17 protein-coding genes are annotated in these 23,797 nt (G+C 73.1%); 13 read left to right on the forward strand and 4 right to left on the reverse strand.

The annotated features are described in order from the left end of the window. The first annotated feature begins 74 nt into the window (after positions 1–74). The 3 genes from WBG79_RS07135 to WBG79_RS07145 are packed head-to-tail and all read left to right on the forward strand — an operon-like array spanning position 75 to position 4,018. Positions 75–3,263 carry an efflux RND transporter permease subunit gene (locus WBG79_RS07135; protein WP_337356417.1) on the forward strand — a complete coding sequence of 1,063 codons (3,189 nt, stop codon included), beginning with the start codon at positions 75–77 and terminating at the stop codon, positions 3,261–3,263. A gap of 27 nt (positions 3,264–3,290) precedes the next feature. Next, positions 3,291–3,548: a hypothetical protein gene (locus WBG79_RS07140; protein WP_337356418.1), complete on the forward strand. Its 258-nt coding sequence runs from the start codon at positions 3,291–3,293 to the stop codon at positions 3,546–3,548. Between the two features lie 11 nt (positions 3,549–3,559). Next, positions 3,560–4,018 (forward strand): hypothetical protein, encoded by a 459-nt coding sequence (locus WBG79_RS07145; RefSeq protein ID WP_337356419.1) that lies wholly within the window; start codon positions 3,560–3,562, stop codon positions 4,016–4,018. Positions 4,019–4,053: 35 nt separating this feature from the next. Here WBG79_RS07145 and WBG79_RS07150 read toward each other — a convergent pair whose 3' ends face one another. Further along, a complete protein-coding gene (locus tag WBG79_RS07150) occupies positions 4,054–5,091 on the reverse strand; it encodes a LacI family DNA-binding transcriptional regulator (protein ID WP_337356420.1) in 1,038 nt (345 codons plus the stop codon). Positions 5,092–5,290: 199 nt separating this feature from the next. Between WBG79_RS07150 and WBG79_RS07155 the strand changes: the two genes are divergently transcribed. After that, positions 5,291–6,481 carry a fumarylacetoacetate hydrolase family protein gene (locus WBG79_RS07155; protein ID WP_443147410.1) on the forward strand — a complete coding sequence of 397 codons (1,191 nt, stop codon included), beginning with the start codon at positions 5,291–5,293 and terminating at the stop codon, positions 6,479–6,481. Positions 6,482–6,701: 220 nt separating this feature from the next. Here WBG79_RS07155 and WBG79_RS07160 read toward each other — a convergent pair whose 3' ends face one another. Then, a complete protein-coding gene (locus tag WBG79_RS07160) occupies positions 6,702–11,117 on the reverse strand; it encodes a protein kinase domain-containing protein (RefSeq protein WP_337356421.1) in 4,416 nt (1,471 codons plus the stop codon). 277 nt (positions 11,118–11,394) lie between these two features. Then, positions 11,395–12,564: a cysteine desulfurase family protein gene (locus WBG79_RS07165; RefSeq protein WP_337356422.1), complete on the reverse strand. Its 1,170-nt coding sequence runs from the start codon at positions 12,562–12,564 to the stop codon at positions 11,395–11,397. 92 nt (positions 12,565–12,656) lie between these two features. Here WBG79_RS07165 and WBG79_RS07170 point away from each other — a divergent pair, with 92 nt between their 5' ends. Genes WBG79_RS07170 through WBG79_RS07180 form a run of 3 tightly spaced genes read left to right on the forward strand, consistent with a single transcriptional unit; the run spans position 12,657 to position 17,049 of the window. Next, the gene (locus WBG79_RS07170) at positions 12,657–13,799 is read left to right on the forward strand and encodes a molybdopterin-binding protein (protein WP_337356423.1); all 1,143 of its coding nucleotides are present in this window, start codon (positions 12,657–12,659) and stop codon (positions 13,797–13,799) included. Positions 13,800–13,801: 2 nt separating this feature from the next. Then, a complete protein-coding gene (locus WBG79_RS07175; RefSeq protein WP_337357900.1) occupies positions 13,802–15,769 on the forward strand; it encodes a molybdopterin biosynthesis protein in 1,968 nt (655 codons plus the stop codon). Further along, on the forward strand, positions 15,766–17,049 hold the full coding sequence (locus tag WBG79_RS07180) for a c-type cytochrome (protein ID WP_337356424.1): 1,284 nt from the start codon (positions 15,766–15,768) through the stop codon (positions 17,047–17,049). The genes WBG79_RS07175 and WBG79_RS07180 overlap by 4 nt, the downstream gene beginning before the upstream one ends. A 10-nt stretch (positions 17,050–17,059) precedes the next feature. Here the strand turns inward: WBG79_RS07180 and WBG79_RS07185 are convergent, their stop codons facing one another. Then, positions 17,060–19,114 carry a 4Fe-4S binding protein gene (locus WBG79_RS07185; protein WP_337356425.1) on the reverse strand — a complete coding sequence of 685 codons (2,055 nt, stop codon included), beginning with the start codon at positions 19,112–19,114 and terminating at the stop codon, positions 17,060–17,062. Positions 19,115–19,275: 161 nt separating this feature from the next. On the opposite strand from WBG79_RS07185, the gene WBG79_RS07190 reads away from it, so the two are divergent. The 6 genes from WBG79_RS07190 (at position 19,276) to WBG79_RS07215 (ending at position 23,783) form a co-directional block, all read left to right on the forward strand. After that, the gene (locus tag WBG79_RS07190) at positions 19,276–20,028 is read left to right on the forward strand and encodes a biotin/lipoate--protein ligase family protein (RefSeq protein WP_337356426.1); all 753 of its coding nucleotides are present in this window, start codon (positions 19,276–19,278) and stop codon (positions 20,026–20,028) included. Continuing rightward, positions 20,019–20,567, forward strand: a complete 549-nt coding sequence (locus WBG79_RS07195; protein WP_337356427.1) for a DUF6505 family protein — start codon at positions 20,019–20,021, stop codon at positions 20,565–20,567. The genes WBG79_RS07190 and WBG79_RS07195 overlap by 10 nt, the downstream gene beginning before the upstream one ends. Then, positions 20,567–21,580, forward strand: a complete 1,014-nt coding sequence (locus WBG79_RS07200) for a DUF6352 family protein (protein WP_337356428.1) — start codon at positions 20,567–20,569, stop codon at positions 21,578–21,580. The genes WBG79_RS07195 and WBG79_RS07200 overlap by 1 nt, the downstream gene beginning before the upstream one ends. Before the next feature lie 11 nt (positions 21,581–21,591). Beyond that, positions 21,592–22,131, forward strand: a complete 540-nt coding sequence (locus WBG79_RS07205; protein ID WP_337356429.1) for a DUF3305 domain-containing protein — start codon at positions 21,592–21,594, stop codon at positions 22,129–22,131. Beyond that, a complete protein-coding gene (locus WBG79_RS07210) occupies positions 22,128–22,883 on the forward strand; it encodes a DUF3306 domain-containing protein (RefSeq protein ID WP_337356430.1) in 756 nt (251 codons plus the stop codon). Before WBG79_RS07205 ends, WBG79_RS07210 begins: the two co-directional genes overlap by 4 nt. A gap of 99 nt (positions 22,884–22,982) precedes the next feature. Then, positions 22,983–23,783 (forward strand): molecular chaperone TorD family protein, encoded by an 801-nt coding sequence (locus tag WBG79_RS07215; protein ID WP_337356431.1) that lies wholly within the window; start codon positions 22,983–22,985, stop codon positions 23,781–23,783. The last annotated feature ends 14 nt before the right edge of the window (positions 23,784–23,797 follow it).

The following is a 23,797-nucleotide window of genomic DNA, read 5'->3' on the forward strand; positions in this document are numbered from 1 at the left end:
CATTCCGATCCGCCACCCCCGCACGGGCGCAAGTCCCCGCGCGGGCGACAGCCAGTCTTTCCCCGGAGGCCGCCATGGCCCGCGCCGCATCCCCGCAAGGCTTCAACCTCTCGCGCTGGGCCATCGAGCATCCCGGCCTGACCCGCTTCCTCTTCGTCGTCACGCTGCTGGCCGGCGTGCTCGGCTTCGTCGAGATGGGGCGCAAGGAAGATCCGGACTTCACCTTCCGCGTCATGGTCGTGCAGGCGGTCTGGCCGGGCGCGTCCCTGCAGGACATGCAGGACCAGGTGGTCGACAAGATCGAGCGCAAGCTCCAGGAGACGCCGAGCCTCGACTTCCTGAAGTCCTACACGCGCGCCGGCAGCGCCGTGATCATGGTCAACATCAAGGGTTCCGCGGTCGGCCGCGAGGTGGCGGACGCCTTCTACCAGGTGCGCAAGAAGGTCTCTGACATCGCCGACACGCTCCCGGAGGGCGTCCTCGGCCCCTACTTCAACGACGAGTTCGGCGACACCTATATCGCGCTCTACGCCTTCACGGGCCGCGGCTTCTCGGCGCCCGAGCTGGAGGATGCGGCCAAGCGCGCCCGCGACGTGGTGCTGCGCATCCCCGGCATCGAGAAGGCCCAGATCCTCGGCGCCCAGGACGAACGCGTCTACATCGACATCGCCTCGCGGACGCTGGCCGAGCGCGGACTGACCGTCCCCATGATCCGCGACGCGCTTGCTGCGCAGGCCTCCGTCGATCCCGCCGGCCGCGTCGAGACCGGCTTGCGCTCCGTGCGCATCAGCGTCGACGGCACGCTGAAGTCCGTCGAGGACATCCGCGAGCTGCGCCTCAGGGTCGGCGCCCAGGTCATCCGCCTCGGCGACGTCGCCACCGTCACCCGCGGCCTGATCGACCCGGCCGATCGCACGTTCCGCTTCGGCGGCGAGGAGGCGGTCATGCTCGGCGTCGTCATGGGCAAGGGCGGCAACGTCACGACGGTCGGCGAGCAGCTGCGGGCGACCCTGAAGGGCTTCGAGCGGACCCTTCCCGTCGGCATCCGGCTCGGCCAGGTCTCCGACCAGCCGGCGGTGGTGGAGGAGAGCATCGGCGAGTTCACCAAGGCCCTCGTCGAGGCGCTCGTCATCGTCCTCGTCGTCTCCTTCCTGTCGATCGGCTGGCGCGCCGGCCTCGTCGTCGCCATCACGATCCCGCTCGTGCTGGCCGCCACCTTCGCGATCATGGACCGGCTCGGCATCGACCTGCAGCGCATCTCCCTCGGCGCCCTGATCATCGCGCTCGGCCTCCTGGTCGACGACGCCATGATCGCGGTCGAGATGATGGAACGGAAGCTCGAGGAGGGGCGCGACAAGCTCTCCGCGGCGAGCTTCGCCTACACCTCCACCGCCTTCCCCATGCTGACCGGCACCCTGATCACCACGGCCGGCTTCATCCCGGTCGGCTTCGCGGCCTCGACCGCCGGCGAATATGTCAGCTCGCTCTTCTGGGTCGTCGGCATCTCGCTGATCGTGTCCTGGATCGCCGCCGTGTACTTCACCCCCTGGCTGGGTACGCTGCTCCTGAAGGAGCGCCGGCACGACGGGGAGGGCGAGCACGATGTCTACGCGACCCGCTTCTACCGGTCGCTCCGGGCCGCGGTCGGCTGGGCCGTCCGCCATCGCGCGATCGTCCTCGTCCTGACGGCCGCCACCTTCGCGGGCAGCCTCTACGGCCTCCGCTACGTGCCGAAGAGCTTCTTCCCTGAATCGACGCGCCTGGAAATCCTCGTCGACATGTGGCTGCCCGAGGGCAGCGGTATCGCCGAGACGAAGGCCCAGGCGGCCGCGCTCGAGAAGCGGCTCATCGCCGACCCGGACCAGGCCACGGTCGCCACCTTCGTGGGCGAGGGCGCGCCGCGCTTCTACCTGCCGCTCGACCAGCAGCTGCGCAACCCGAACTACGCCCAGATCCTGGTCGTCGCCAAGGACCTCGCCGCGCGCGAGCGGCTGGTCGCCCGCACCCGGTCCTGGCTCGCCGAGGACTTCCCGACCGTGCGCGGCAAGGTCGACCGCCTCTTCAACGGCCCGCCCGTGGGCTGGGCCGTGCAGATGCGAGTCACCGGCCCCGACCGGGCCGAGGTCCGGCGCATCGCCGACGAGGTCGAGACCGCCTTCCGGGCCGACCCGCGCGTCTCCACCGTGCACGACGACTGGCTGGAGCCGGTCCCGACGCTCCGCCTGGTCATCGACCAGGACCGCGCCCGGGCGCTCGGCGTCTCCTCCCAGGCGATCCGCCGCACCCTGCAGGCGACCCTGTCGGGCGCCCCGATCGGCGCCTTCCGGGACGGCGAGAAGACCGTCTCGATCCTGGTTCGCGAGCCCGGCGAGAGCCGCACCCTGCTGACCGCCGTCGCCGATACCTACGTGGCGAGCGACCGCGGCGGCTCCGTGCCGATCGCCCAGGTCGCCAAGGTCGAGACCGTGCTCGAGCCCGGCATCGAATGGCGCCGCAACCGCCTGCCGACCGTCACCGTGCGCGGCGTCATCCCGGACGGCATCCAGGGCAACGACGTCACCCCGGCGCTCTACGCCAGGTTGAAGCCGCTGCGCGACAGTCTGGCCCCCGGTTACGCCATCGAGATGCAGGGCGGCATCGAGGAGAGCGCCAAGAGCCAGGATTCCATCAACGCCAAGGCCCCCTTGATGATCTTCGTCATGATGGTCCTGCTGATGGTTCAGCTTCAGCACTTCGGCAAGACCATGCTGGTCTTCCTGACCGCGCCCCTCGGCCTGATCGGCGCCTCCGCGGCCCTGCTCGCCACCAACTCCGCCTTCGGCTTCGTGGCGATCCTCGGCGTCATCGCGCTCGCGGGCATCATCATGCGCAACTCGGTCATCCTGATCGACCAGATCGGCCAGGACATCGCCGCCGGCCACGATCCCTGGGAGGCGACGATCGGCGCCGCCGTCCGCCGCTTCCGGCCGATCATGCTCACCGCCGCGGCGGCCGTGCTGGCCCTGATCCCGATCGCCCAGTCGGCCTTCTGGGGTCCTATGGCCTACGCCATGATGGGCGGCATCCTCGCCGCCACGGTGCTGACCATCTTTGTCCTGCCCGCCTCCTACGCCCTCGTGTTCCGCGTCCGCCGCCCGGAGGCGGCCGCCCGTCCGGCCGCGCCCGAACCGGTCGCGGCCGTCCTGCCGATGACGGCCGCCCCGCTCGGCCTCCGCAAGCTTGACCTGGATCGTTCCGCGCCGCTCGATCATGCGGCAGAGTGAGGGGATCGAGGGCTTCCGGAGGATCGCATGCCGACCGTCGCCGAGATCAGGACGCTGAGCGCGGAACTCGGCCGCATCGCCGCTCAGCGGCGGTCCGAGCCCGCCGAACCCGAGTCGCCGGCGAGCGGCTCGGAAGAGGTGCCTGGCGTCGACGCCGAACGGCTCGCCGCGGCGGCGGAAGACTTGATGGACCGCTTCGAGGCCGAGATCCGGGATCATCCCCGGGCGGCCGTCGCGGCGGCCTTCGGCATCGGCCTGGTCCTCGGCCTCGCGATGCGGCGGTGAGGGGGAAACGCATGAGCACGCTCGGCACCACGACCAAACTCTACCTGCGGGTCGCCTATCTGCGCCGCCGCGTCCTGCTCCGGGAGGCCCTCCTGCGTAGCGCGCTGGCGGTCGTCGCCGGCATCCTGCTCGTCGTCGGGCTGGGGCTCCTCGACTACGCCGTCTTCCTGGCCCTGCGGGAGCGGCTCGGCGACGTCTCCGCCGCCCTCGCGATCGGGGCAGCCCACATCCTGGCCGCGGTGCTGCTCGCGATCCTCGCCTTCCGCGACCATGTCTCGCCCGAGTCCGCGGCGCTGGCGGAGGCGGAGGCGGCCGCCCTCGACGCCGTCGCGGCCGAGGCGGAGGGGCTGATGCAGGGCCTCGCCAAGGTGGAGCGCGCCGTGGAGCGGCTCGGCGGCAACCTGTCGACCGGCTTCGCGGCGGTCTCCGCTCTGACCGGCCTCCTGGGCCGCTCGCGGGAGAAGTCCTAGGGCATGGACGGCGCGTCCTGCGGGCTGCCGAAGCCTCAGGCCGCGCCGGCCAGGGCCGTTGTCGCGTCCGTCCCGGGGGCCGGTCCTGTCGACGCCCTGACGGCGAGTTCCGTGTCCCACAGCTCCTTCACCGGCCGGCGGATCCCGTCCCTGAGGTCGATCAGGATCTCCACCGCATGCTCCGCCATCTGCTGGGTCGGGATGCGGATCGCCGTGATCGGCGGATTGGAGAACTGCACCACCGGGTTGTCGCCGAAGGTGATCAGCGACATGTCGCGCCCGGGCACCAGCCCGCTCTCCAGGATGGTCTGCAGGGCCCCGACTCCCATCCGGTCGGTCACCGCCACGGCCGCGGTCGGGCGATCGTCCTGGGCGATCAACCGGGCCATGGCGAGCCGCCCGCCGTCCTCGTCGAGCGAGCCGGGCATGAACAGCGGCTCCATCCCGAACCGTTGCGCCGCCGCCGCGAAGGCGTCCGCCCGCGCCTGCGAGAACCGATAAGGCTTCTCCGCCGTCAGGCAGGCGATCCGGCGGTGTCCGAACGCGGCGAGATGCTCCACCGCGAGGCCCAGCGCCTGGCCGCAGTCGATCTCGACGGAGACGACCGGATCGTCGCCGTCCGGCCGCCCGCCGAAGGCCACGTAGGGAAAGCCGACGCTGTTCAGGTAGGCGATCCGCGGGTCGTCCGCCCGGATGCGGGGAACGATCACCCCGTCCACCCGCCGGCCTTCCACGATGCGCCGGTAGGCCGCGACCTCGCCCGGTCCCTCTGGAGCCGACATGACCAGGAGGTCGAATTCCGTCCCGCTGAGCCGCGACCACGCGCCCTCGATGATGTTGAGGAAATAGCGGTCGTCGAAGCCGCGCGCCTGGTCGGGAATGACGAAGCCGATGACGTCGCTGCGCCCGCTCTGCAACCGGCGCGCGACTTCGTTCGGCACGTAACCGATCCGGTCCGCCTCGGCGCGCACCCGATCTCGCGTCAGTTGCGCCACGTCCGAGTATCCCGCGAGGGCGCGCGAGACGGTCGTGATACTCAGTCCGAGCGTCTGTGCGATGAGCCGGAGCGACATGGCACGACCTTCAATGTTGAATTTGTCGATATCTCTACATACGAGATCACTGTTCTTCTCCTAAGGAAATACCCTGGGGGAGTCATAAGTATTTCACATGAGGCACGGCCCTGCACCGGGGAGCATTTTCCAGTTCGCTGTGCTAATGGTCCGAGGAATGAACGAGGAGGTAAGCCTCCCGCAGCCTGAGGAGCCGACCATGCCGAACGCCGAACCCGTGCTCGACCTCTCCCCCGCCGCGATTCTCCCTGCCGACCACGCCCACGCGACCCTGGTCGGCCGGGTCTGGCGCCCGGGTCTCGGCCCGAGCTTGGTCACCCTCCGCGGCGACGACGTGATCGACATCACCAGCCGACTCGCACCGACCGTGCGGGACCTCGCGGAACAGCCGGATCCGGCCGCCGTCGTGGCCGCCGCCGCCGGCGAGCGGGTGGGCCCGGTCGCCGACATCCTCGCCAATTCGGATGAGGACCGCCGCGATCCCTCGCGGCCCTGGTTCCTCGCGCCGATCGATCTCCAGGCCGTCAAGGCGGCCGGCGTCACCTTCGTGATCAGCCTCCTGGAGCGGGTCATCGAGGAGCAGGCGCGCGGCGCCCCCGAAAAGGCCGCCTCGACCCGCGCCGCCATCGACAAGATCATCGGCCACGACCTGCGCGCCCTGGAACCGGGCTCCCCGCAGGCGCTGAAGGTGAAGGAGGTGCTGATCGAGCGCGGCGTTTGGTCGCAATATCTCGAGGTCGGCATCGGCACCGACGCCGAGATCTTCACCAAGGGCCAGCCCCTGTCGCAGGTCGGGCCCGGCGCCGCCGTGGGCCTCCACCCGGTCTCGACGTGGAACAACCCGGAGCCCGAGGTGGTCGTCGTCTCCAATTCCAAGGGGCGGATCGTCGGCGCGACCCTTGGCAACGACGTGAACCTGCGCGACGTGGAGGGCCGGTCCGCGCTCCTGCTCGGCAAGGCGAAGGACAACAACGCCTCCGGAGCCATCGGGCCTTTCGTCCGGTTATTCGACGCCCGTTTCGGCCTCGACGACGTCAAGCGCGCCGAGGTCACCCTGGAGGTCGTCGGCCCCGACGGCTTCCGCCTCGACGGCCGCTCCAACATGGCCGAGATCGCCCGTTCTCCCGAGGCCTTGGTCGCGGCTGCGATCGGCCGGCACCATCAATACCCGGACGGCTTCGTCCTCTATCTCGGCACCATGTTCGCCCCGATCGAGGATCGCGACGCCCCCGGCAAGGGCTTCACACACAAGGTCGGCGACGTCGTCCGCATCGCCACCCCGACCCTCGGCGCCCTGGTCAACCGCGTCCGCCTCTCCACGGAGGCCGAACCCTGGACCTTCGGCTTCGCCGACCTGATGCGCAACCTGGCGGGGAGGGGGCTGCTCTGACCGGGACCGGCGGGATTGGCCGGGCGTGTTTGGCGCGGGGCCGCGAGCCCTGATGGGGGTCCCCTGAAGTCCGACCTTTCGGTCTGATATTGCCGGGCTTATCCCGGCAATCCACACCACGAAGACCGCAAGCCGGTCATGGATGCCCGGGACAAGCCCGGGCATGACAGAAACAGAGACCGGAGAAGGGTGTAAGACTTCGTGAGCCGGGTATGACGCATCAGTTCGTCAGCGTCCCCGGATAGGACAGCACCGCGCGCCGGGTCTCGGCGGAATAGACGCCGTCGACCTGGCCGCGGTAGAGGCCGCGGCGCTGCAGGATGCGCTGGACGCCCTTGCGCGTCTCCTCCGAGAAGGCCGACATGTCGCCCGAGAGCGCGTCGACCGAGTTCGCCTCGCGCCGGGCGAAGCCGTTGAGGAGAAGGGTCGCGGCCTTCTCGCCGTCGGCCTGCACGCCCCGCCCGGCATCGAAGAGCAGAGCCGCGTTCCACATCGCCGCCGTCGAGCCCGCCGCCGCGGCTCGCTCGTACCAGCCGGCGGCCTCCGCGTCGTTGCGCGGCCGGCCGAAGCCGTTCTCGGCGAGCCAGCCGAGCTGGTTGAGCGCGTTGCCGTCCCCGAGGTCGGCCGCCCGCTGGTACCACTCGGCCGCGCGCGCATAGTCGACCGGCCGCCCGCGGCCCGTCTCGTAGTGCCAGCCGATCTGGTGCATGCTCGGCGCGTAGCCGAGCCCCGCGGCGCGGTTGTACCAGTCGAAGGCGCGGGCGTAGTCGACCGGCCGCCCGAGCCCGTTCTCGTAGAGCCAGCCGATCTGGTGGATGCTGCGCGGGTCGTTCGCGCGGGCGCCCTTCTGGTACCACTCGAAGGCCTTCGCGTAGTCTTGCGGCACGCCGGTGCCGTTCTGGTAGACGAGGCCGAGCCGGAACATGCTGTCGGTGCGGCCGAGCGCGGCCGAGCGCTCGAACCACGAGATCGCCGCGGCCGGGTCGCGCCGCCGGCCGAGCCCTTCCAGGTTGATGGCGCCGAGCTGGTACATCGCCGCCGAGGAGCCCGCCGCGGCGGCCTTCTCGAACCAGTCGACCGCCTTGTCGTAGTCGATCGGCCGGCCCACGCCCTCGAGGTGGAAGGTGCCGAGCACCGTCATGCTTTCCGCCCGCCCGAGCCGCGCCGCGCGCTCGTACCACTCGTAGGCCTTGGCGAGGTCGACGGGCCGCCCCAGCCCGTTCTGGTTCATGAAGCCGAGCTGGTGCATCGCCAGCGTCGAGCCGAGCTTGGCGCCCCGCTCGTAGCTGTCTGCCGCCCGCGCGTAGTCGACCTTGCGGCCGAGGCCGTTCTGGGCCAGCCAGCCGAGCTGCGCGTAGCTCTCCGCGCTGCCGAGCGCCGCCGCCTTCTGGTACCACTCCGCCGCCTTGACCGGGTCGACGGGCCGTCCCAGCCCGTTCTCGAACATCCAGCCGATCGCGTGCGTCGCGCTGGCGTTCCCGAGTGCCGCGGCGCGGTTGTAGAGGTCGAAGGCCTGGCCGAGGTCCTGCGGCGCGCCGAGGCCCTCCCGGTAGGCGCCGGCCAGCAGGCTCAGCGCGACCGGATCGTCAGCCTCGGCGGCCCGCCGGTATTCGCGCACCGCGTCCGCGCTCTGGCCCCGCTTTTGCAGCGCGAAGCCGAGAGCGGTGAAGAAACGCCGGACGTTCGGATAGGTCTGGGTCGCCGACTGGCAGGCCGGCACCGCCCGGGCGGCATCGACCTGCGCGAGCTCCACCCCGGCCTCGCCCTGCGGCCTGTCCGGATGGTCGTTGGGCAGAGCGAGCCGGTCGCAATCCTGGGCCGGCACGTCCGCGCGCGAGCCGATCGTCACCCGGGACACCGAGAAGCCGCGCGGCAGGGCCGCCCGCGCCGCGTCCTTGAGCGGCTTCAGGTCGTCGATGGTCTTGACCGTGCCGTCGATCGCGATCGCCCCGTCGTCGAACGAGACGCGGCCGGCCGCCAGCCGCCCCGCCTGCCCGAGGCCGAACCGGACGGCCGCCACGAATCCTTCGGCCGCGCCGTCCGCGATCTGGGTCTCGTCCGTGACCTTCACCCCCGGCAGGCTCGCCTGGACCGCCGCCGCGATGTCCTTGCGCGCCGCGTCCGAGGGCACGAAGCCCGTCAGGCGCACGAGCCCGGACCCGACCGACACCGTGAACGGGTAGGGCGAGATCCTCGGCGCGTTGACGGCGTTCTGGGTCACCCGGAAGTTCGGCGGCAGCGCGGTGCCGGGCGTCCGCGTCAGGGTCGCGAAGTCGGCCGGGTTGCGCGCCGCCCCCTCGATCGTGATGGCGTCGCCCGAGATGGCGATGCGCCCCCGCGCGAGCTTCGGGACCACGTCGAGCGCGAAGCGCGCCGCGCGGGCGAAGTCCGGCGGGGCGCCGTCGGCGATCTGCGTCTCGTCGCGCGCGCCGACGCCCGGCAGGGCCTGGTTCGCCGCCGCGATCAGGTCCCGCCGCACCTCCCTCGAGGGGCTGTAGCCGCGCAGCACCACCGACTGGCCGTCGTAGGTCGCCGACCATTCGAAGGGCGAGACGGCGGGCGGCACCACGTTGACGCTGACCCGCGGCGACCCCGGCACCGTGGCCGGGTCGAGCGTCGAGGCCCGCTCGTAGGCCTCCGCATTCCGCGCCCGCCCCTCGATCGTGACGGTCTGCCCGGACAGAAGGATGCGGCCCTCGCCGAGGTCGGCGAGCCGCGGCAGCAGGAACGCGACCGTGTCCGCGAAGCCCGCCGGCTCGCCGTCGGCGATGCGGCTGTCGTCGCGCAGGGCCGTACCCGGCACGGCGCGCTCGGCGGCGCTCCGCAGCCTGGCGCGGGCCTCGCCGTTCGGCACGTAGCCTGTGAGGGAGACCCCATCCCGGCCGGTCTGCGCCTGGAACACGTAAGGGGCCACCGCGGCCGGGCGCACCTGGGCGTCGACCCGGCCGCCGCCCGGCAGCGTCGCCGCCAGGTCCTGCTCCAGCGCCTGCCAGGCCTCCGGGCTCGCCGCCGTCCCCTCGAGCGCCACTTGGTCGCCCTCGATCTTCACCGACCCGCGCGCCAGCCGCCCGAGCCGCCCGGCCGCGAAGGCCGCCCGCTCCGAGAAGGCCGGGGGCGCGCCGTTGGCGACCTCCAGGCGGTTGTCGACCCGCAGGTCCGGCGCCCCGCGCTGCGCGGCCTCGCCGATCGCCGCACGGGCCGCATCGCTCGGTGCGAAACCGGTCAGCACGATCGTCCGTCCGTCGACATTCGCCGCCATGGTGAAGGGCGAGACCGTGCGCGGCCCGCCGATCTCCGTCATCGTGCGCATCAGCATCGGCCACGCGACCGCGAGGCCGCCCGCCCCGATCGCCACCGCGGCGACGCCCGCCACCAGCCACTTGCGCCCGCCCCCCGCCTTGGGCGGCGCGACCTCCGCCGGACCGGGCACGGGCGCCTGCGGGCGGTAGCCCTGCGGCGGACCCGAGGTCTCGCGCGTCGGCGCCGTGACCGCGGCCTCGACGGGGCCGAGCGGCTGGGTCGTGGTGGCCTGGTAGGCCGGCCTGTGCACCGCCACGGTCGCCCCGTAGGGGACCGCCTGGGAGGGCGCGAGCGGGCTCGACGGCTGCGCCGGCGGCGCGGGCGGCCGGTCCTGGGCCGCCAGGAGGCGCGTTCCCTCGCCGGTGATCACCATCGTCGGCTGCTCGTACGGGACCGGCGCGGGCCGGGCGCCCTCGAACGGCGGCGCCCAGCCGAGGTCCGACCGAAGTTCCGCGATCGATTGCGGCCGCTCCTCCTCGTCGAGCCTGAGACACTTGTCGACGCCGAGAAGGAATTTCTCAGAGAAGAGCGTCGGGTCCGGCACGGCCTCGGCGGTCGGTACGTGCGGATCGGAATTGTCCCCGCTCCGCCGCGCGATGCGGGTGAGCCGCGTCGTCGGCGGCACGGGCAGGCGCCCGGTCACGGTCCGGTAGAGCACGCCGCCGAGCGAAAAGAGGTCGGTATAGCGGCCGTGCACGCCCGGCCCGCTCTCGTCGGTCTGCTCCGGCGGAGCGTAGCGCATCTGCGCCACCATCTTGGACGAACGGCCGCGGTCGATGCCGTGGCCCGCCGCGCCGAAGTCGATCAGCACCGGCTCGCCGTTGATTCGCACCATGATGTTCCGGGGCGTGATGTCCCGGTGCATGGTGTTCTGGCTGTGCACGTAGTCGATCGCGGTAAAGAGCTTCTCGAAGAAGGGCCGGATCTCCTCCTCGCCGGGCGGCGCCGCGCGCTGGGTCAGCCACTCCTCCAGGCTGACGCCGTCGACGTATTCCATGATCATGTACGAGGTGTTGTTCGCCTTGATGAAGTTCTCGCCCCGAATGATGTACGGGTGCGCGAAGCGCGACACGACGGCCAGCGCCTCGTCCTGGAACTTCTTCAGTGCGTACTCGTAGGTGCCCTCCGAGATATCCTTGTCGACGATCACCGTCTGGCCGGCCCGCGAGGAGATGTCGCGGACGTAGAACTCCTTGATGGCCACGGTCTTGTGGGTGACTTCGTTGAACGCGCGATAGGTGATCCCGAAGCCGCCGGCTCCGAGAACGCTCTCGATCCTATAGCCGCCCACCTCGCTGCCGAGGTCGAGGGCGAAAGGATAGCGCGGGTCTTTCATCGAACTCCCCGAGGCCGGCACCCGGCCCTGCGTCGGCGGAGGTCGAGACCGGGCTCCGCAGCCGCTCCACAACACGACTTCGGCAGCGGCGGATTCGCCGTCCGGCAACGTCGGCGCATCATGACGGGCATGGTCGCGCGCGACAAGCATCGGCCGTGCCACGGCCGCCGAAACTCGCCCGATTCATAGGCCAGTGAACTGAACTCCCGCTGAACACGGCGTTTTTCCGGCATTCCCATGTCGCCGACGGTCGGACAGCGTTGACCGACCGTGAACCTCAAGCCTCGAATTCGACCCGACAGGCCTGCCCGGTCAGCGCCGCCCAGGCCTCCGCGATGGCGGCGGCGGCGCGGTCAACGTCCTCCGCACTCGTCCAGCGGCCGAGCCCGATCCGGATCGAGGCGAGCGCCTCCTCGTCCGAAAGGCCGATTGCTCGCAGGACCGGGGAGGGCTCCAGGCTGGCCGACGCGCAGGCCGACCCGGCCGAGATCGCCACCCGGTCCTTCAGCGCGTGGATCAGGTCCACGGCGACGACCCCCGGCAGGCGGAGGTCGAGATTGTGCGGCAGGCGCGCCGTCAGGCTGCCGTTGACCGCGACCCCCGGGATCGCCGCCGAAAGCCTGTCGAGGAGGCGGTCCCGCAGGCCGCGCAGCCGATCCGCCTCCTCCGCCATCTCGGCCCGCGCGATCCGGGCCGCCGCGCCGAAGCCGACGGCCAGCGGCGCCGGAACGGTTCCCGACCTGAGGCCCCGTTCCTGGCCGCCCCCCGCGAAGAGCGGCTCCAGGCCCACCCCGCGCCGGACGTAGAGCGCCCCGATTCCCTTCGGCCCGTACATCTTGTGCGCGGAGAGCGAGAGGAGGTCGACGCCCGCCGGCTCGACCGCCAGGGGAACCTTGCCCGCCGCCTGGGCGGCGTCCGAGTGGAAGACGATGCCGCGCGGCCGTGTCACGGCCCCGATGTCGCCGATCGGCTGCAGGGTGCCGATCTCGTGGTTCGCCGCCATCACGCTGACGAGCCCGGTCTCCGGCCGGATCGCCGCCGCGACCGCCTCCGCCGAGACGATGCCGTCCCGGTCCGGCATCACCCGGGTCACCGGGAAGCCCCGGCCTTCGAGCAGGTCCATCACGGCGGCCACGCAAGGGTGCTCGATCGCGCTCGCGACCAGGTGCCGCCGTCCCTCGGGCAGCCGCGCCGCCGCCCCGCGGATCGCCAGGTTGTTCGATTCCGTCGCCCCGGAGGTGAAGACGATCTCCCCCGGCCGGGCGCCGATCAGCGCCGCGACGTCCCGCCGCGCCGCCTCGACCGCCGCCTCCGCCTCCCACCCGTAGGCGTGGTCGGCCGAATGCGGATTGCCGAAGGCCGCCTCGAAGAAGGGCCGCATCGCCTCGAAGGCGCGCGGGTCGAGCGGGGTCGTGGAGTGGTGGTCGAGGAAGAGCGGGCGCGTCATCGTCTGAATATCGGGTCTCGGCCCTGCCGGGTCCAGCCGCCCCATTGATCCCCGCCGCCGCGGCACTAGGATCACGCCCGAAGGAGATCGCCTTGGACGCTGTCCCGAGCCCCCGCCGCATCCGAAGCCTCGCACCGCTCGAGACCGCGCTCGCCGCCCTCGCTCCTCGCCTCGCGCCCGTCGTGCCGGAGCGCGTGCCGCTCGCCGGCGCGGCCGGCTTCGTCCTCGCCGAACCGCTGTCGCCGCCGGGCCCGTGCCCGCCCTGGCCGGTGGCGTCCCGCGACGGCTACGCGGTGCCGGCCGATGCCGCCCTGGGGGCGGCGCCGTCGTCCCCGGTGTTCTTCCCCGAGCGCCCGGCCGCCGTGGAGGCCGGCGAGCGCATGCCGGCCGGCGCCGACGCCGTGCTGCCGCCCGAGGCGGTCGAGGAGATCGCCGGCCTCGTCGAGGTGACCGGATCGGCCGCCCGGGGCGACGGCGTCCGCGAGCGCGGCTACGACGCCGAGGAGTATGCCCCGATCCTGCCCGCCGGCGTCCGTCTGGCCCCGCTGGCGCTCGCCGCGGCTCGCGCCTGCGGCATCGACTTCGCCGCTGTTCGGCGGCCGAGCGCCCGGATCGTCACCACCGGAGACGGGGAGGGGCCGGAGGCCGCCGCCGACCTGATCGCCGCCCACGCGGCCCGGGCGGGCCTCTCGCTCGCCGCGCGCCGCCACGTGCCCGACGATCCCGACGCCATCGCGGCCGCCGTCGCCGACGCGGCGGTGGATCTCGTCGTCACCATCGGCGGCACCGGCCTCGGCACCACCGACCGCACCGTCGACGGCGTGGCGCGCGCCGCCGAGGTCCTGGCCCACGGCGTCGCGCTCTCTCCCGGCGAGACGGCCGCGATCGCCGCCGCGCCCGACATGGCGGTCCTGATGCTGCCCGGCCGGCTCGACGCCGCGCTCGCGGCCTGGCTCGCCCTCGGCCGCCCGATCGCGGCCCGCCTCGCCGGCGCCCGCGAGGCACCGCCGCCGCCGCTCCTGCCGCTCGCCCGCAAGGTGGTCTCCACCATCGGCATGACCGAGATCGTCTTCGTCGTCCTCGCCGACGGCCGGCTGGAGCCTCTCGGCGGCGCCGGCCTGCCGCTCGGGCGCCTCGCCCGCGCGGACGGCTTCGTGACCGTCCCGCCGAACCTCGAGGGCTACCAGGCCGGCGCCCTCGTGGCCTTCGAGGCCCTCGCCGGAGCCGCGCCGTGACCGTGGCCGCCGACCCGCTCGCCGCCGGCCGCCTCGCAGCGGTGGCCCGCCAGGAGCAGTTCCTCGAGGTGGTCGACGGCGACGAGGCGATGCGGCGCTTCCTGGCCGCCGTCGAACCGGCTCCGCTCGGCGCCGAGGACGTCGACCTGCTCGACGCCCTCGGCCGCGTCCTCGCCGGCGACCTGCACGCGCCGGTCGACGCGCCGCCCTTCGACAGGGCCGTCGTCGACGGCTTCGCGCTGCGGGCCGTCGACACGGAGGGCGCCTCGGAGGGGAGCCCGCGGCGCCTCGCGCTCAATCCGGAGGTCCTCGCCTGCGGAACGCCGTCCCGCATCGAGGTCGCCGAAGGGACCGCCACCGTCATCGCCACCGGCGCCAACCTGCCGCGCGGCGCCGACGCGGTCGTGCTGGTCGAGGCGACCGAGGTCGAGGAGACGCCGGACGGCCCCGTCGTCGTGCTCCGCCGCCCGGCGGCGCCCGGCCAGTTCATCGGTTCGGCCGGCTCCGACATCGCCCGCGGCGAACTGATGCTCAGGACCGGCACCCTCGTCGGCGCCCGCGAGATCGCCCAGATGGCCGCGGTCGGGATCGCGGTGGTGCCGGTGGTGCGGCGCCCCGTCGTCGCCGTCCTGTCGACCGGCGACGAACTCGTTCCGCCGGGCGAGCCGCTTCGGCCGGGCGCCATCTACGACGCCAACGGCGCCGTCATCGCCGCCACCGTGGCCGAGAACGGCGGCGACCCGCGCCCCTTCGGAATCGTGCGCGACGACCTGGACGCCCTGACGGACGCCATGGAGCGCGCCCTGGCGACGGCCGACATGGTCGTCCTCTCGGGCGGCACCTCGAAGGGGGCCGGCGACCTCTCCACCCGCGTCATCGCCCGCCTGGGCGAACCCGGCATCCTGGTCCACGGCGTCGCGCTGAAGCCCGGCAAGCCGCTCTGCCTCGCCAAGGTGCGGGGCCGTCCGCTCGTCGTCCTGCCCGGTTTCCCGACCTCGGCCATGTTCACCTTCCACAGCTTCGCCGTGCCGGTGATCCGCCGGATGGCGGGGCTCGGGCCGCGCCGCGAGGCGGAGGTCGACGCGATCCTGCCGACGCGCCTCGCCTCGGAGCGGGGACGCACCGAATACGTCATGGTCAGTCTGGTGGAGCGGCCCGACGGTGCGCTCGCCGCGGTCCCGACCGCCAAGGGATCGGGCGCCGTCACGGCCTTCACCCAGGCCGACGGCTTCGTCGAGGTGCCGGCGCTGACCGACGCCGTCGACGCCGGCTCGCCCGTCCGCGTCCACCTGTTCGGCGGCGCCGTGGAGGCCCCCGACCTGATCGTCGCCGGCAGCCACGACCTTGGTCTCGACGTGGTCGCCTCCCGGGTCGCGGACCGCGGCTTCCGGCTCCGCATCCTGGCGCTCGGCTCCGCGGCCGGCCTCGCCGCCGCCCGTCGCGGCGAGTGCGACATCGCCCCCGTGCACCTCTTCGACCCGCGCTCCGGCACCTACAACGAGCCCTTCCTGGTCCCGGGCCTCCGCCTCGTTCCCGGCTGGCGACGCATGCAGGGCGTGGTCTTCCGCCCCGGCGACCCCCGCTTCGAGGGTCGGCCGGCGATGGAGGCGATCGCCGCGGCGGCCGCCGACCCGGACCTCGTCATGGTCAACCGCAATGTCGGCTCCGGCACGCGCGCCCTGATGGACCGCGAGCTCGGCGGCCTGCGCCCGAAGGGCTGGTGGAACCAGCCGAAGTCCCACAACGCGGTCGCCGCCGCCGTCGCCCGCGGCTCCGCCGACTGGGGCCTGTCGATCTCCACTGTCGCCGGCCTCTACGGCCTCGGCTTCCTGCCGCTCGTGGAGGAGGAATACGACTTCGTCCTGGTCGACGCGCGCCGGGAGCGTCCCGCCGTCCGCGCCTTCCTGGAGGCGCTCGCCGACCCGCGGGTGCGCGCGCGCCTCGGCGCGCTCGGCCTGGAGCCGAAATGAGGGCGGCGGCCGTCGCCGCGGCCCTGGCCGCCGGCCTCCTCGCCGCCGCCCCCGCTGCCGCGGTCTACCGGGGCCACGGCGGCCCGGTGCGCGCCATCGTCGAGCCGGCGCTGCCGGACGCGCTGGTCACGGCCGGCTTCGACAGCTCCGTGATCCGCTGGGCCCAGAAGGACGAGACCGCGGCGGCCGTGCTGCGCATCCACGAGGGTCCCGTCCACGCCCTGGCGGCCCTGCCGGACGGCCGCTTCGCCTCGGCGGGCGAGGACGGGCGGGTGGTCGTCTGGTCGGCGGGCTCCGCCGAGCCGCAGCGCGTCCTCACCGGGCACCAGGGCCCGGTGGTCGCCCTGGCGGCCTCGCCCGACGGAGCCCTGCTGGCTTCCGCCGCCTGGGACCGCACGGTGCGCGTCTGGCGCCTCGCCGACGGCGCCGAGATCCGCCGCTTCGAAGGCCACCAGGACAACGTCAACGGCGTCGCCTTCACGCCCGACGGGCGCGCCGTCGTCTCCGCCGGCTACGACGCCACGCTCCGCACCTGGCCGCTCGACGGCACGGGGGCCGGAACGGTACTGACGCTTCCCGCCCCCCTCAACGGCCTCGTGCTCGCCCCCGACGGGGAGGCGATCGCGGCCGGGGCGGACGGCAGGCTCCATGTCGTGACCCCGGGCGGTGGCGCTCCGCTGGACCTGGAGGTCATGCAGACGCCCGTCACCTCCCTGGCGATCTCGCCCGACGGGACCCGTCTGGCCGCCGCGGGCCTGCGCGGCACCGTCGCCATCGTCGACCGGGCCACCCGAACCCCGACCGCCACCCTGGTCGGCCCGGGCCTGCCGGTCTGGTCTCTCGCCTTCGCGCGCGACGGCCGAACCCTCTTCACCGGCGGCGCCGACCGTCTCGTCCGCCGCTGGAACCCGGTGACCGGCCGGCCCCTCGACCCGGTGTTGCCCGAGCCGCGCGACGCCGCCCCGGACGCCGTCGCCGAGCGTGGCGAGCGCGTTTTCCGCGCCTGCCGGGCCTGCCACACGCTGACCCCCGAGGACGGCAACCGCGCCGGGCCGACCCTGCACGGCCTCTTCGGCCGCCGCATCGCCTCGGTGCCCGGCTATCTCTATTCCGAGGCGCTGAAGTCCATGGACATCGTGTGGACGCCCGAGACCGTCGCGAAGCTCTTCGAGGTGGGCCCCTCCGCCTACACGCCCGGGACCAAGATGCCCGAGCAGACGATCGGCGATGCCGCCGACCGCAAGGCGCTCGTGGATTGGCTCGAGAAGGCGACCCGCTGAGCCGCGCCGGTCAGCTCTCGCCCTCCGCCGCCTCGGCGGCCCGCCGCCCCGCCTCGCGCTCGCGGATGTAGTCCTCGGTGGTCCTGACCGGCGGTCGCTCCTTGGCCGCATAGGGGTCGACCGCGGCGTTTGTGGCGGCCTGCACGCGGCAGTCCTCGCACATCTTCAGGAACGCGAGCCGCGAGGCGTTCGCGCCGGAGAACATCCAGTGCCGGCCCTCGAGCTTCGCCACCACCCGGTCGATGGCCGATTTCGTGCCGAACGGCTTGCCGCATTCGGTGCAGCAGAAGGGCTCCTCCTCCTTGATCGTCACCGGAGGCGCCCCGAAGGCGGGGAAATTGATCCGCGGCTCGAGCGTGATCACCTTCTCGGGGCAGGTCGCCGCGCAGAGCCCGCACTGCACGCAGGCGGCCTCGTCGAAGCGCAGCATCGGCCGGTCCGGATTGTCCTTGAGGGCGCCCGTCGGGCAGGCCGACACGCAGGCGAGGCAGAGCGTGCAGCCGTCGACCCGGACGTCGACCCGGCCGAACGGCGCCCCGGCCGGCAGCGCCACGAGGTCGGCCGGCTCGGGCGCGACCCTGTGCATCTCCCGGAACGAGAGCGCCAGGATCTCGCGCTTGCCCCCCGCGGCCGCGAAGGCCGAGGGGCGCGGCGCGGTCGCCCCGAGGGGCAGGGACGCGAGTGCGGCCGTCAGCGCGTCCGGATCGTCCGTCGCCAGGATGCCGACGCCGCCCGTGCCGTAGCCGAGGGCGCCGGCCAGGATCGCGCCGAGCTCCGCCGTCCGCTCCAGGCCCGAGACGTCGTGCTTCGGCCGGGCGCGGGTGAGGAAGCGAACGCCCGCCGCCCCGTACGCGAAGGCGGCCGCCGCGAACTCCGGCCCGACCTGGGTCACTTCGTTGACCCCGAGCGGCAGTACGTTCGCGGGCAGGCCCGCGCCGAAGCGCGCCGCCGCGTCGATCAGGTCGTCGCCGTGGTCGCCGTCGTGGACCAGCACGACCGGCCATTCCCCGCCGGCCGCCCGGTAGGCGGTCAAGAGGGCGCGGAGCCGGGCGAGCGTGACGTCCGCGGCCGGGTGGTCGTAGCTCGCCGCCCCGGTCGGGCAGGCCGCCGCACAGGCCCCGCAGCCCGCGCAGATCTGCGGATCGATCGCCACATGCGGGCCGGCCGGCGTGATGGCGCCCGTCGGACACAGGTCCAGGCAGCGGCGGCAGCCGACGATGCGCGAGCGGGAGTGGGCGCAGAGATCCTCCCGGAAGGCGATGTATCTCGGCTTCTCGAAGGTCCCGACCAGCGCCGCCGCCTTCAGGCAGGCCTCCGCCACCGCCGCGGGGCTGCCCGGGTCGGCCTTGATGTAGCCGTCGCGCAGGTCGGCGGCGGGGACCAGCGACGGCCCGCCCGAGAGGTCGAGGAGGATGTCGGCCTTGGAAACCGCCCCGTTCCGGCCGGGCGGAAAGGCGAGCGCGCCGCGCGAGGACGGGGACGGGGGGGCGTAGTCGTCGAGGGTGATCTCGAACCCGCCGAGGACGCCGCGCAGGGTGCGGACCGTCCCCTTGTGGACCGGGAAGTCCGTCCGCCGCGGCGGCGGCACGTCGCGTGGGCGCGTGAGAATCACGGTCACGTCGAGCACGTCCGCCAGGCGTCGTCCCGCCTCGATCGCGACCTCGTCGCGCCCGTAGACGAGGACCACGCCTTCGCTCGTGAGTTCGACCCCCTTGGCGGGCGGCACCTCGACGGCCGCCGCCGCCAGAAGCGCCGCCATCTTCGGCCCCGCCCGCGCCGCGTCCGCGGACCAGCCCGCCGTCTCGCGGATGTTGGCGAAGGCGAGGGGGGCGGAGAAGCCCATGTCCTCTGCGGTCTCGCGGAAGAGCGGCGCCTCCTGGGTGCAGCCGACCATGAGCGGCGCGCCGCGCCCCGCCTCGGCGCGGAAGAGGTCGATCTCCGCCCGGCAGAGCTGCTGCGCCGTCTTGACGCGCCCCGCCCCGCATCCGCGCGCGATGGTCCCCGCATCGGGGTCCATCGTGTCCTCGCACGAGCAGACGATCACCGTCCCGCGGCCGATATCCATGTTCGACGTCCCTGACCCGGGCGCGATCTTGTGCTATCGCCGCGCCTTACGATGCGCCTATATATCCTGCGCCAGGAGGAAGCCCAGCGCCAGCGCGGCCAAAAAGCCGTCGGCCAGCGCCGGGCTCGAATGCAACCTCGAAGATCCGGAGCGCCGCGCCCGTGACCCGCGCCATCGCGGAGCCGCCCCTCGACCTGCCGCCCGTCTTCCGAACCGTCACGCTCCGTGAGCTCGGCGACGCCTTCGCGCACGCCATGGCGATCGGCGCCGAAGCCGGGGCTGGCACGCTCGTCTGGGTCCGCCGCTTCGACCTCGTCGAGATCGCCGTCGTGCTGGAGCCCGACGAGCCCCTCGCCGGCGCCCGCCGCGTCCTCTATCTCGGCCTGAACGCGCTCGCCGACGCGCTGGCCGCCCATTGCCCGCCCGAGAAGTCGATCGAGATGCGCTGGCCGGACGCCCTGCTGCTCGACCGAGGCCTGGTCGGCGGTGGCCGCATCGGCTGGCCGGAGGGCGCCCCCGAGGACGCCCCGCCGCCCTTCATGGTCTTCGGCGCCATGGTCCGCACCTTCGTCAGCGCGCGCGCCGAGGCCGGCGACTGGCTGGTCGGCACGAGCCTGGAGACCGAGGGCTTCGAGGAGATCGACACCAAGGCGCTGGTGGAGAGCTTCGCCCGCCATCTCATGGTCCACGTGCACGAATGGCAGGACCGCGGCTTCCGTCGCATCGGCGAGCGCTGGCTCGCCCGCCTGCCTCGCCAGGGCGCCGAGCGCCGCGGCCTGGACGTCAACGGGGACCTGCTCGTGCATCGCCCGCGCGCCGCCGGCGAGGGCGCCGCGGCCGAGCGCAGCGCCCTCCTGCCCCTCCTCGCCCGGCCGACATGGCTCGATCCGGAGACCGGCCTGCCATGGCTCTGAAGCTCCTGCGCACCATCCGGCTGGACCCCTCGGACACCTTCGTGTTCGACCGGGCGGCCGAGCCCGGCGAGTGGGCGGTTCCCGGCGGCTTCCGCTTCTGGGACTGCGATCCCGCGCGCCTCGACGGCAAGGCCCGCCAGGCCTTCCGCGCCGGCTTCCTCGGCCTGTCCTCCTTCGGTTCCTCCACCCTCGCCATCGTCACCGAGGCGCGCGAGGACGAGCGGGAGGCCGCGGTCGAGGCCCTCGCCCGCCATCTTCTCGAGGCTCACGGCGCTCCGTCCCCGCAGGCCGCTCGCGCCGCCGCCGAGGAGGAGATCGCCTTCACGGCCTCGCTCTGCGACCACCCGCCCGAGACCCTGGTCGCCCTGCACCGGACCGTCGAGGACGGCGCGCTGCGCGAACGCTACCGCACCCTGAAGCCCGGCCGCCGCGATCCGGACATCCAGAACGGCGCCTTCCGCGCCTTCGAGTTTGTCGAGGTGGAGGGCGAGGACGTGGAGGAGCAGGTCGACCTCATGGCGCTGGGAAAGAGCCCCTGATGCACGCCCACGACTTCTGGATCTCCTCGGGCCACCACCTGCTCGACCGCACCGAGGGGGGCGGCCTCGCGGTCACGGACGAGTTCCTCAAGGCCTATCTGGCGCGTCCCGAGGTGGTCCCGCCGCCCGAGGCCTGCGACGCCGAGCGCCTGCTCTGGGCCCGCCTGAAGATCGCGCCGCGCGACCCGGTCGCACCGGAGGACATCGCCGCGATGGCCGATGCGGACGCGCGCGAGAACTGGCGCTTCCTGGTCGGCTTCCGCGACCGGCTGGTCGCCGCGCCGACCCTGGAGGCCGCCTACCGGCGCATCGTCGAGGGCGGCGCCGCAGGCATCCCGCCTCTCTTCCTGAACCAGCTCGTCCACGCCATCCTGCGCAACGCCCTCGACGACGAGGCCGACCCCTTCGTGCTGCGCGCGGCCGAGATGTTCTTCCGCCCCCAACGGCTGACCCTTCACGAGGGCACGCTCCTCCTCGCCGACGAAGAACTGGTCGACGGCGACGACGTCCTGGACCACAATTCTCCCCTCGTCGCCATGTTCGGCGAGGCCCGGGCCAAGGAGCTCGACGTGATGACCGTCGAGAACGCGCACGGCTGGTACGACCGCTCCGACGCCTTCGACATGGTCCAGGACTTCCGCCACGGCGGCCCGGCCCGCGCCGGCCTTGCCCGCGCCGTCGAGCGCTGGGTGCGCCACCTGCTCGACCTGGAAGTGGCGGTCGAGCCGGTCGAGCGGGTGGAGGACCCGTCCTGGGTCTGGTTCGTCGGCCTCGACGCCGAGGCGACCCGCATCGGCAACGCCCTCTGGACCGGCGCCGCCATTCCGGAGGAGGACCGCAACCGCGTGGTCGCCCTCTTCCGCATGGAGATCCTCGACCGCGCACGGGTCCGCCCCGACCTGGCCGGCCGGCCCGTCTGGCTCATCCTCGCCGCGGACCGCAACCGCATCGTCCGCATGAAGCCGCAGAACCTCGTCACCGGCCTGCCGCTGGCCGCCGCGACGGTCGCCTGAGGAGCACCGCCATGCAGGACGCCCCGACCCCGGCCGACCCCCGCGTCGTCCTCCTCGCCGGCCTCGTGGTCGGCCGCGTCCAGCCGACCAGCCGCTGGGGCGAGGTGCTGTGGCGCCCGGTCGCCCTGTTGCCGGCACCCGCCGAGGCGGCCCCGTGGACGCCCCTCGGCATCGAGGGCCTGACCGAACGATTCTACGCCGGCCCGGTCTCCCTCTCTCTGCACCGCACCGAGACCGCCTACTACCGCGACAACCTGGAGAGCGGCGCCCCGCGGATCTGGGTCGCGCTCCGTCCCGACGGCGCCGAGCCGCCCGTCGAGGTGGTGGCGGTGACGCTCGACCCGGCCGAGGGCGAGGCCCTCACGGAGGCCGGCGACCAGGTGGTCGACGTCGTGCCCATGCCGGCCGAGATCGCCGCGGCCCTCGCCGCCTACGTGGCCGAGCACCATGTCGAGCGCGCCTTCGTGAAACGCCGCCGGGACCGGGCCGACCCGGAGGCGCTGGCGCTGCGCACGCCCGCCACGCCGGCCTGCGGGATCGACGGCGAATGACCGACGAACCCGGCTTCCTCTCCCGTTGGTCGCGGCTGAAGCGCAAGGCCGGCGCCGAGGCCGCCCCGGACCTGGCCGCCCCTGTGGAGCCCGTGGACGCCGCCCCGGCGTCGGGCACGCCCGCGGCCGCGCCGGCCGGGGAGGAGGAGCCCTTCGATCTCGCCAGGCTGCCGTCGCTCGACGAGATCACGGCCGAGACCGACGTCACGGACTTCCTCCGGCGCGAGGTGCCGCCGGACCTGCGGAATGCGGCGTTGCGCCGCGCCTGGGCGGCCGACCCCGTGATCCGGGATTTCGTCGGCCTCGCCGACTACGACTGGGATTTCAATGCCCCGGGCGGCAACCAGGTGTTCGGCCCACTCGACCCGACCACCGACGTCGTCCGCATGGCCGCCCGCATCCTGGGGGGAGGCAGCGAGGCCGACGTCGAAGCCAACGAAAGTCTGACCGAACCGTCAGCCGCGCAGGACGAAAGTCTGCATCGTGAAGACGGTGCCCTCGAACGTAGTGTCGAAGGAACCTTATCGGAAAATTCAATAGAACCGCCCCTGCAGGCGGGCGCCGCTGCCTCTTGCCGCGCTGCACAAAGCACGACGTCGTCCGACAAAAGTCTAGCGAGGCCAGATAAGGACGCGATTCCCATGCTTCAGGCATTTGAGACGGCCGTCTCCGATGCCCGGACCCAGGAAACGACAACTCGACGACGGCGCCGACACGGAAATGCGTTGCCCGGTCAGGAAAAGATAGCCTGAGGCTATTGCCTCGCGCAGGCGTAGCCGCGTAATCTCCCGCGACCTAGAACGACTCCAGAGAACCGGGTCAGGGGTGCAAAGGTTCCATGCGGGCGGTCTATGCGTGACGAGGGCCTGAAGCAGGCGATCGAGGCGGCCGGCGGCGTCGGAATGCTCGCGCGCGCCCTCGGCATCGCGCAGCCCTCCGTGTCGAACTGGTCCCGTGTGCCGGCCGAGCGCGTCATCTCGGTCGAACTCGTCTCCGGCATCGACCGCTCCGTCCTGCGGCCCGACCTCTACCCCGTCTTATCGGAGGCCAGCGAAGCCCGCGGCATGGAACCGGATCCCGACGTCGACCCCCTCGATCGCGCCCGCGGCGAAGAATACCTGCTCCTGGCCACCCTCCTGCGCGCCGCGCCCTCCGCCTCGCTGCTGCGGCGTCTCGCCCGGCTCGCGGGCGACGACACCGCGCTCGGCCGCGCCCACGCCGTCCTGGCAGACGCTGCGGCACGGGCCGACGCGGACGACGTGGAGACGGAGTATTTCGACCTCTTCATCGGCGTCGGCCGCGGCGAGGTGCTGCCCTACGCCTCCTACTATCTGACCGGCTTCCTGAACGAGCGGCCGCTAGCCAAGGTGCGGGCCGACATGACGCGCCTCGGCATCGTCCGCTCGGGGCAGGGCATGGATCCCGAGGACCACGCGGCCACGCTCTGCGAGATCATGTCGGGCCTCCTCCTGGGCTTGTTCCAGGGCGGCCCCGTCGAGGCGGAGGCCTTCCGGGCGCGCCACCTGGCGCCCTGGGCGCCGCGCCTCTTCGCCGACATAGCCCGCGCCCCGTCGGCCCGCTTCTACAAGGCGGTGGCCGAGGTGGCTCGGGTCTTCTTCGAAATCGAGGCGGAGGCGAGCGGGCTCGACTGAGCCCCGGCCTTTCC

It is taken from the genome of Prosthecomicrobium sp. N25, assembly GCF_037203705.1.
GTDB lineage: Bacteria > Pseudomonadota > Alphaproteobacteria > Rhizobiales > Ancalomicrobiaceae > Prosthecodimorpha.

Excerpts from the sequence above, each read along its gene's own strand:
- WBG79_RS07165 (WP_337356422.1), bottom strand. The coding sequence starts at position 12,564 with ATGACGCGCCCGCTCTTCCTCGACCACCACTCCACGACCCCGCTCGAC.
- WBG79_RS07195 (WP_337356427.1), top strand. The coding sequence starts at position 20,019 with ATGGCTCTGAAGCTCCTGCGCACCATCCGGCTGGACCCCTCGGACACC.
- WBG79_RS07160 (WP_337356421.1), bottom strand. The coding sequence starts at position 11,117 with ATGAAAGACCCGCGCTATCCTTTCGCCCTCGACCTCGGCAGCGAGGTG.
- WBG79_RS07200 (WP_337356428.1), top strand. The coding sequence starts at position 20,567 with ATGCACGCCCACGACTTCTGGATCTCCTCGGGCCACCACCTGCTCGAC.
- WBG79_RS07205 (WP_337356429.1), top strand. The coding sequence starts at position 21,592 with ATGCAGGACGCCCCGACCCCGGCCGACCCCCGCGTCGTCCTCCTCGCC.
- WBG79_RS07185 (WP_337356425.1), bottom strand. The coding sequence starts at position 19,114 with ATGGATATCGGCCGCGGGACGGTGATCGTCTGCTCGTGCGAGGACACG.
- WBG79_RS07135 (WP_337356417.1), top strand. The coding sequence starts at position 75 with ATGGCCCGCGCCGCATCCCCGCAAGGCTTCAACCTCTCGCGCTGGGCC.
- WBG79_RS07180 (WP_337356424.1), top strand. The coding sequence starts at position 15,766 with ATGAGGGCGGCGGCCGTCGCCGCGGCCCTGGCCGCCGGCCTCCTCGCC.
- WBG79_RS07150 (WP_337356420.1), bottom strand. The coding sequence starts at position 5,091 with ATGTCGCTCCGGCTCATCGCACAGACGCTCGGACTGAGTATCACGACC.
- WBG79_RS07145 (WP_337356419.1), top strand. The coding sequence starts at position 3,560 with ATGAGCACGCTCGGCACCACGACCAAACTCTACCTGCGGGTCGCCTAT.
- WBG79_RS07140 (WP_337356418.1), top strand. The coding sequence starts at position 3,291 with ATGCCGACCGTCGCCGAGATCAGGACGCTGAGCGCGGAACTCGGCCGC.
- WBG79_RS07215 (WP_337356431.1), top strand. The coding sequence starts at position 22,983 with ATGCGTGACGAGGGCCTGAAGCAGGCGATCGAGGCGGCCGGCGGCGTC.
- WBG79_RS07210 (WP_337356430.1), top strand. The coding sequence starts at position 22,128 with ATGACCGACGAACCCGGCTTCCTCTCCCGTTGGTCGCGGCTGAAGCGC.
- WBG79_RS07155 (WP_443147410.1), top strand. The coding sequence starts at position 5,291 with ATGCCGAACGCCGAACCCGTGCTCGACCTCTCCCCCGCCGCGATTCTC.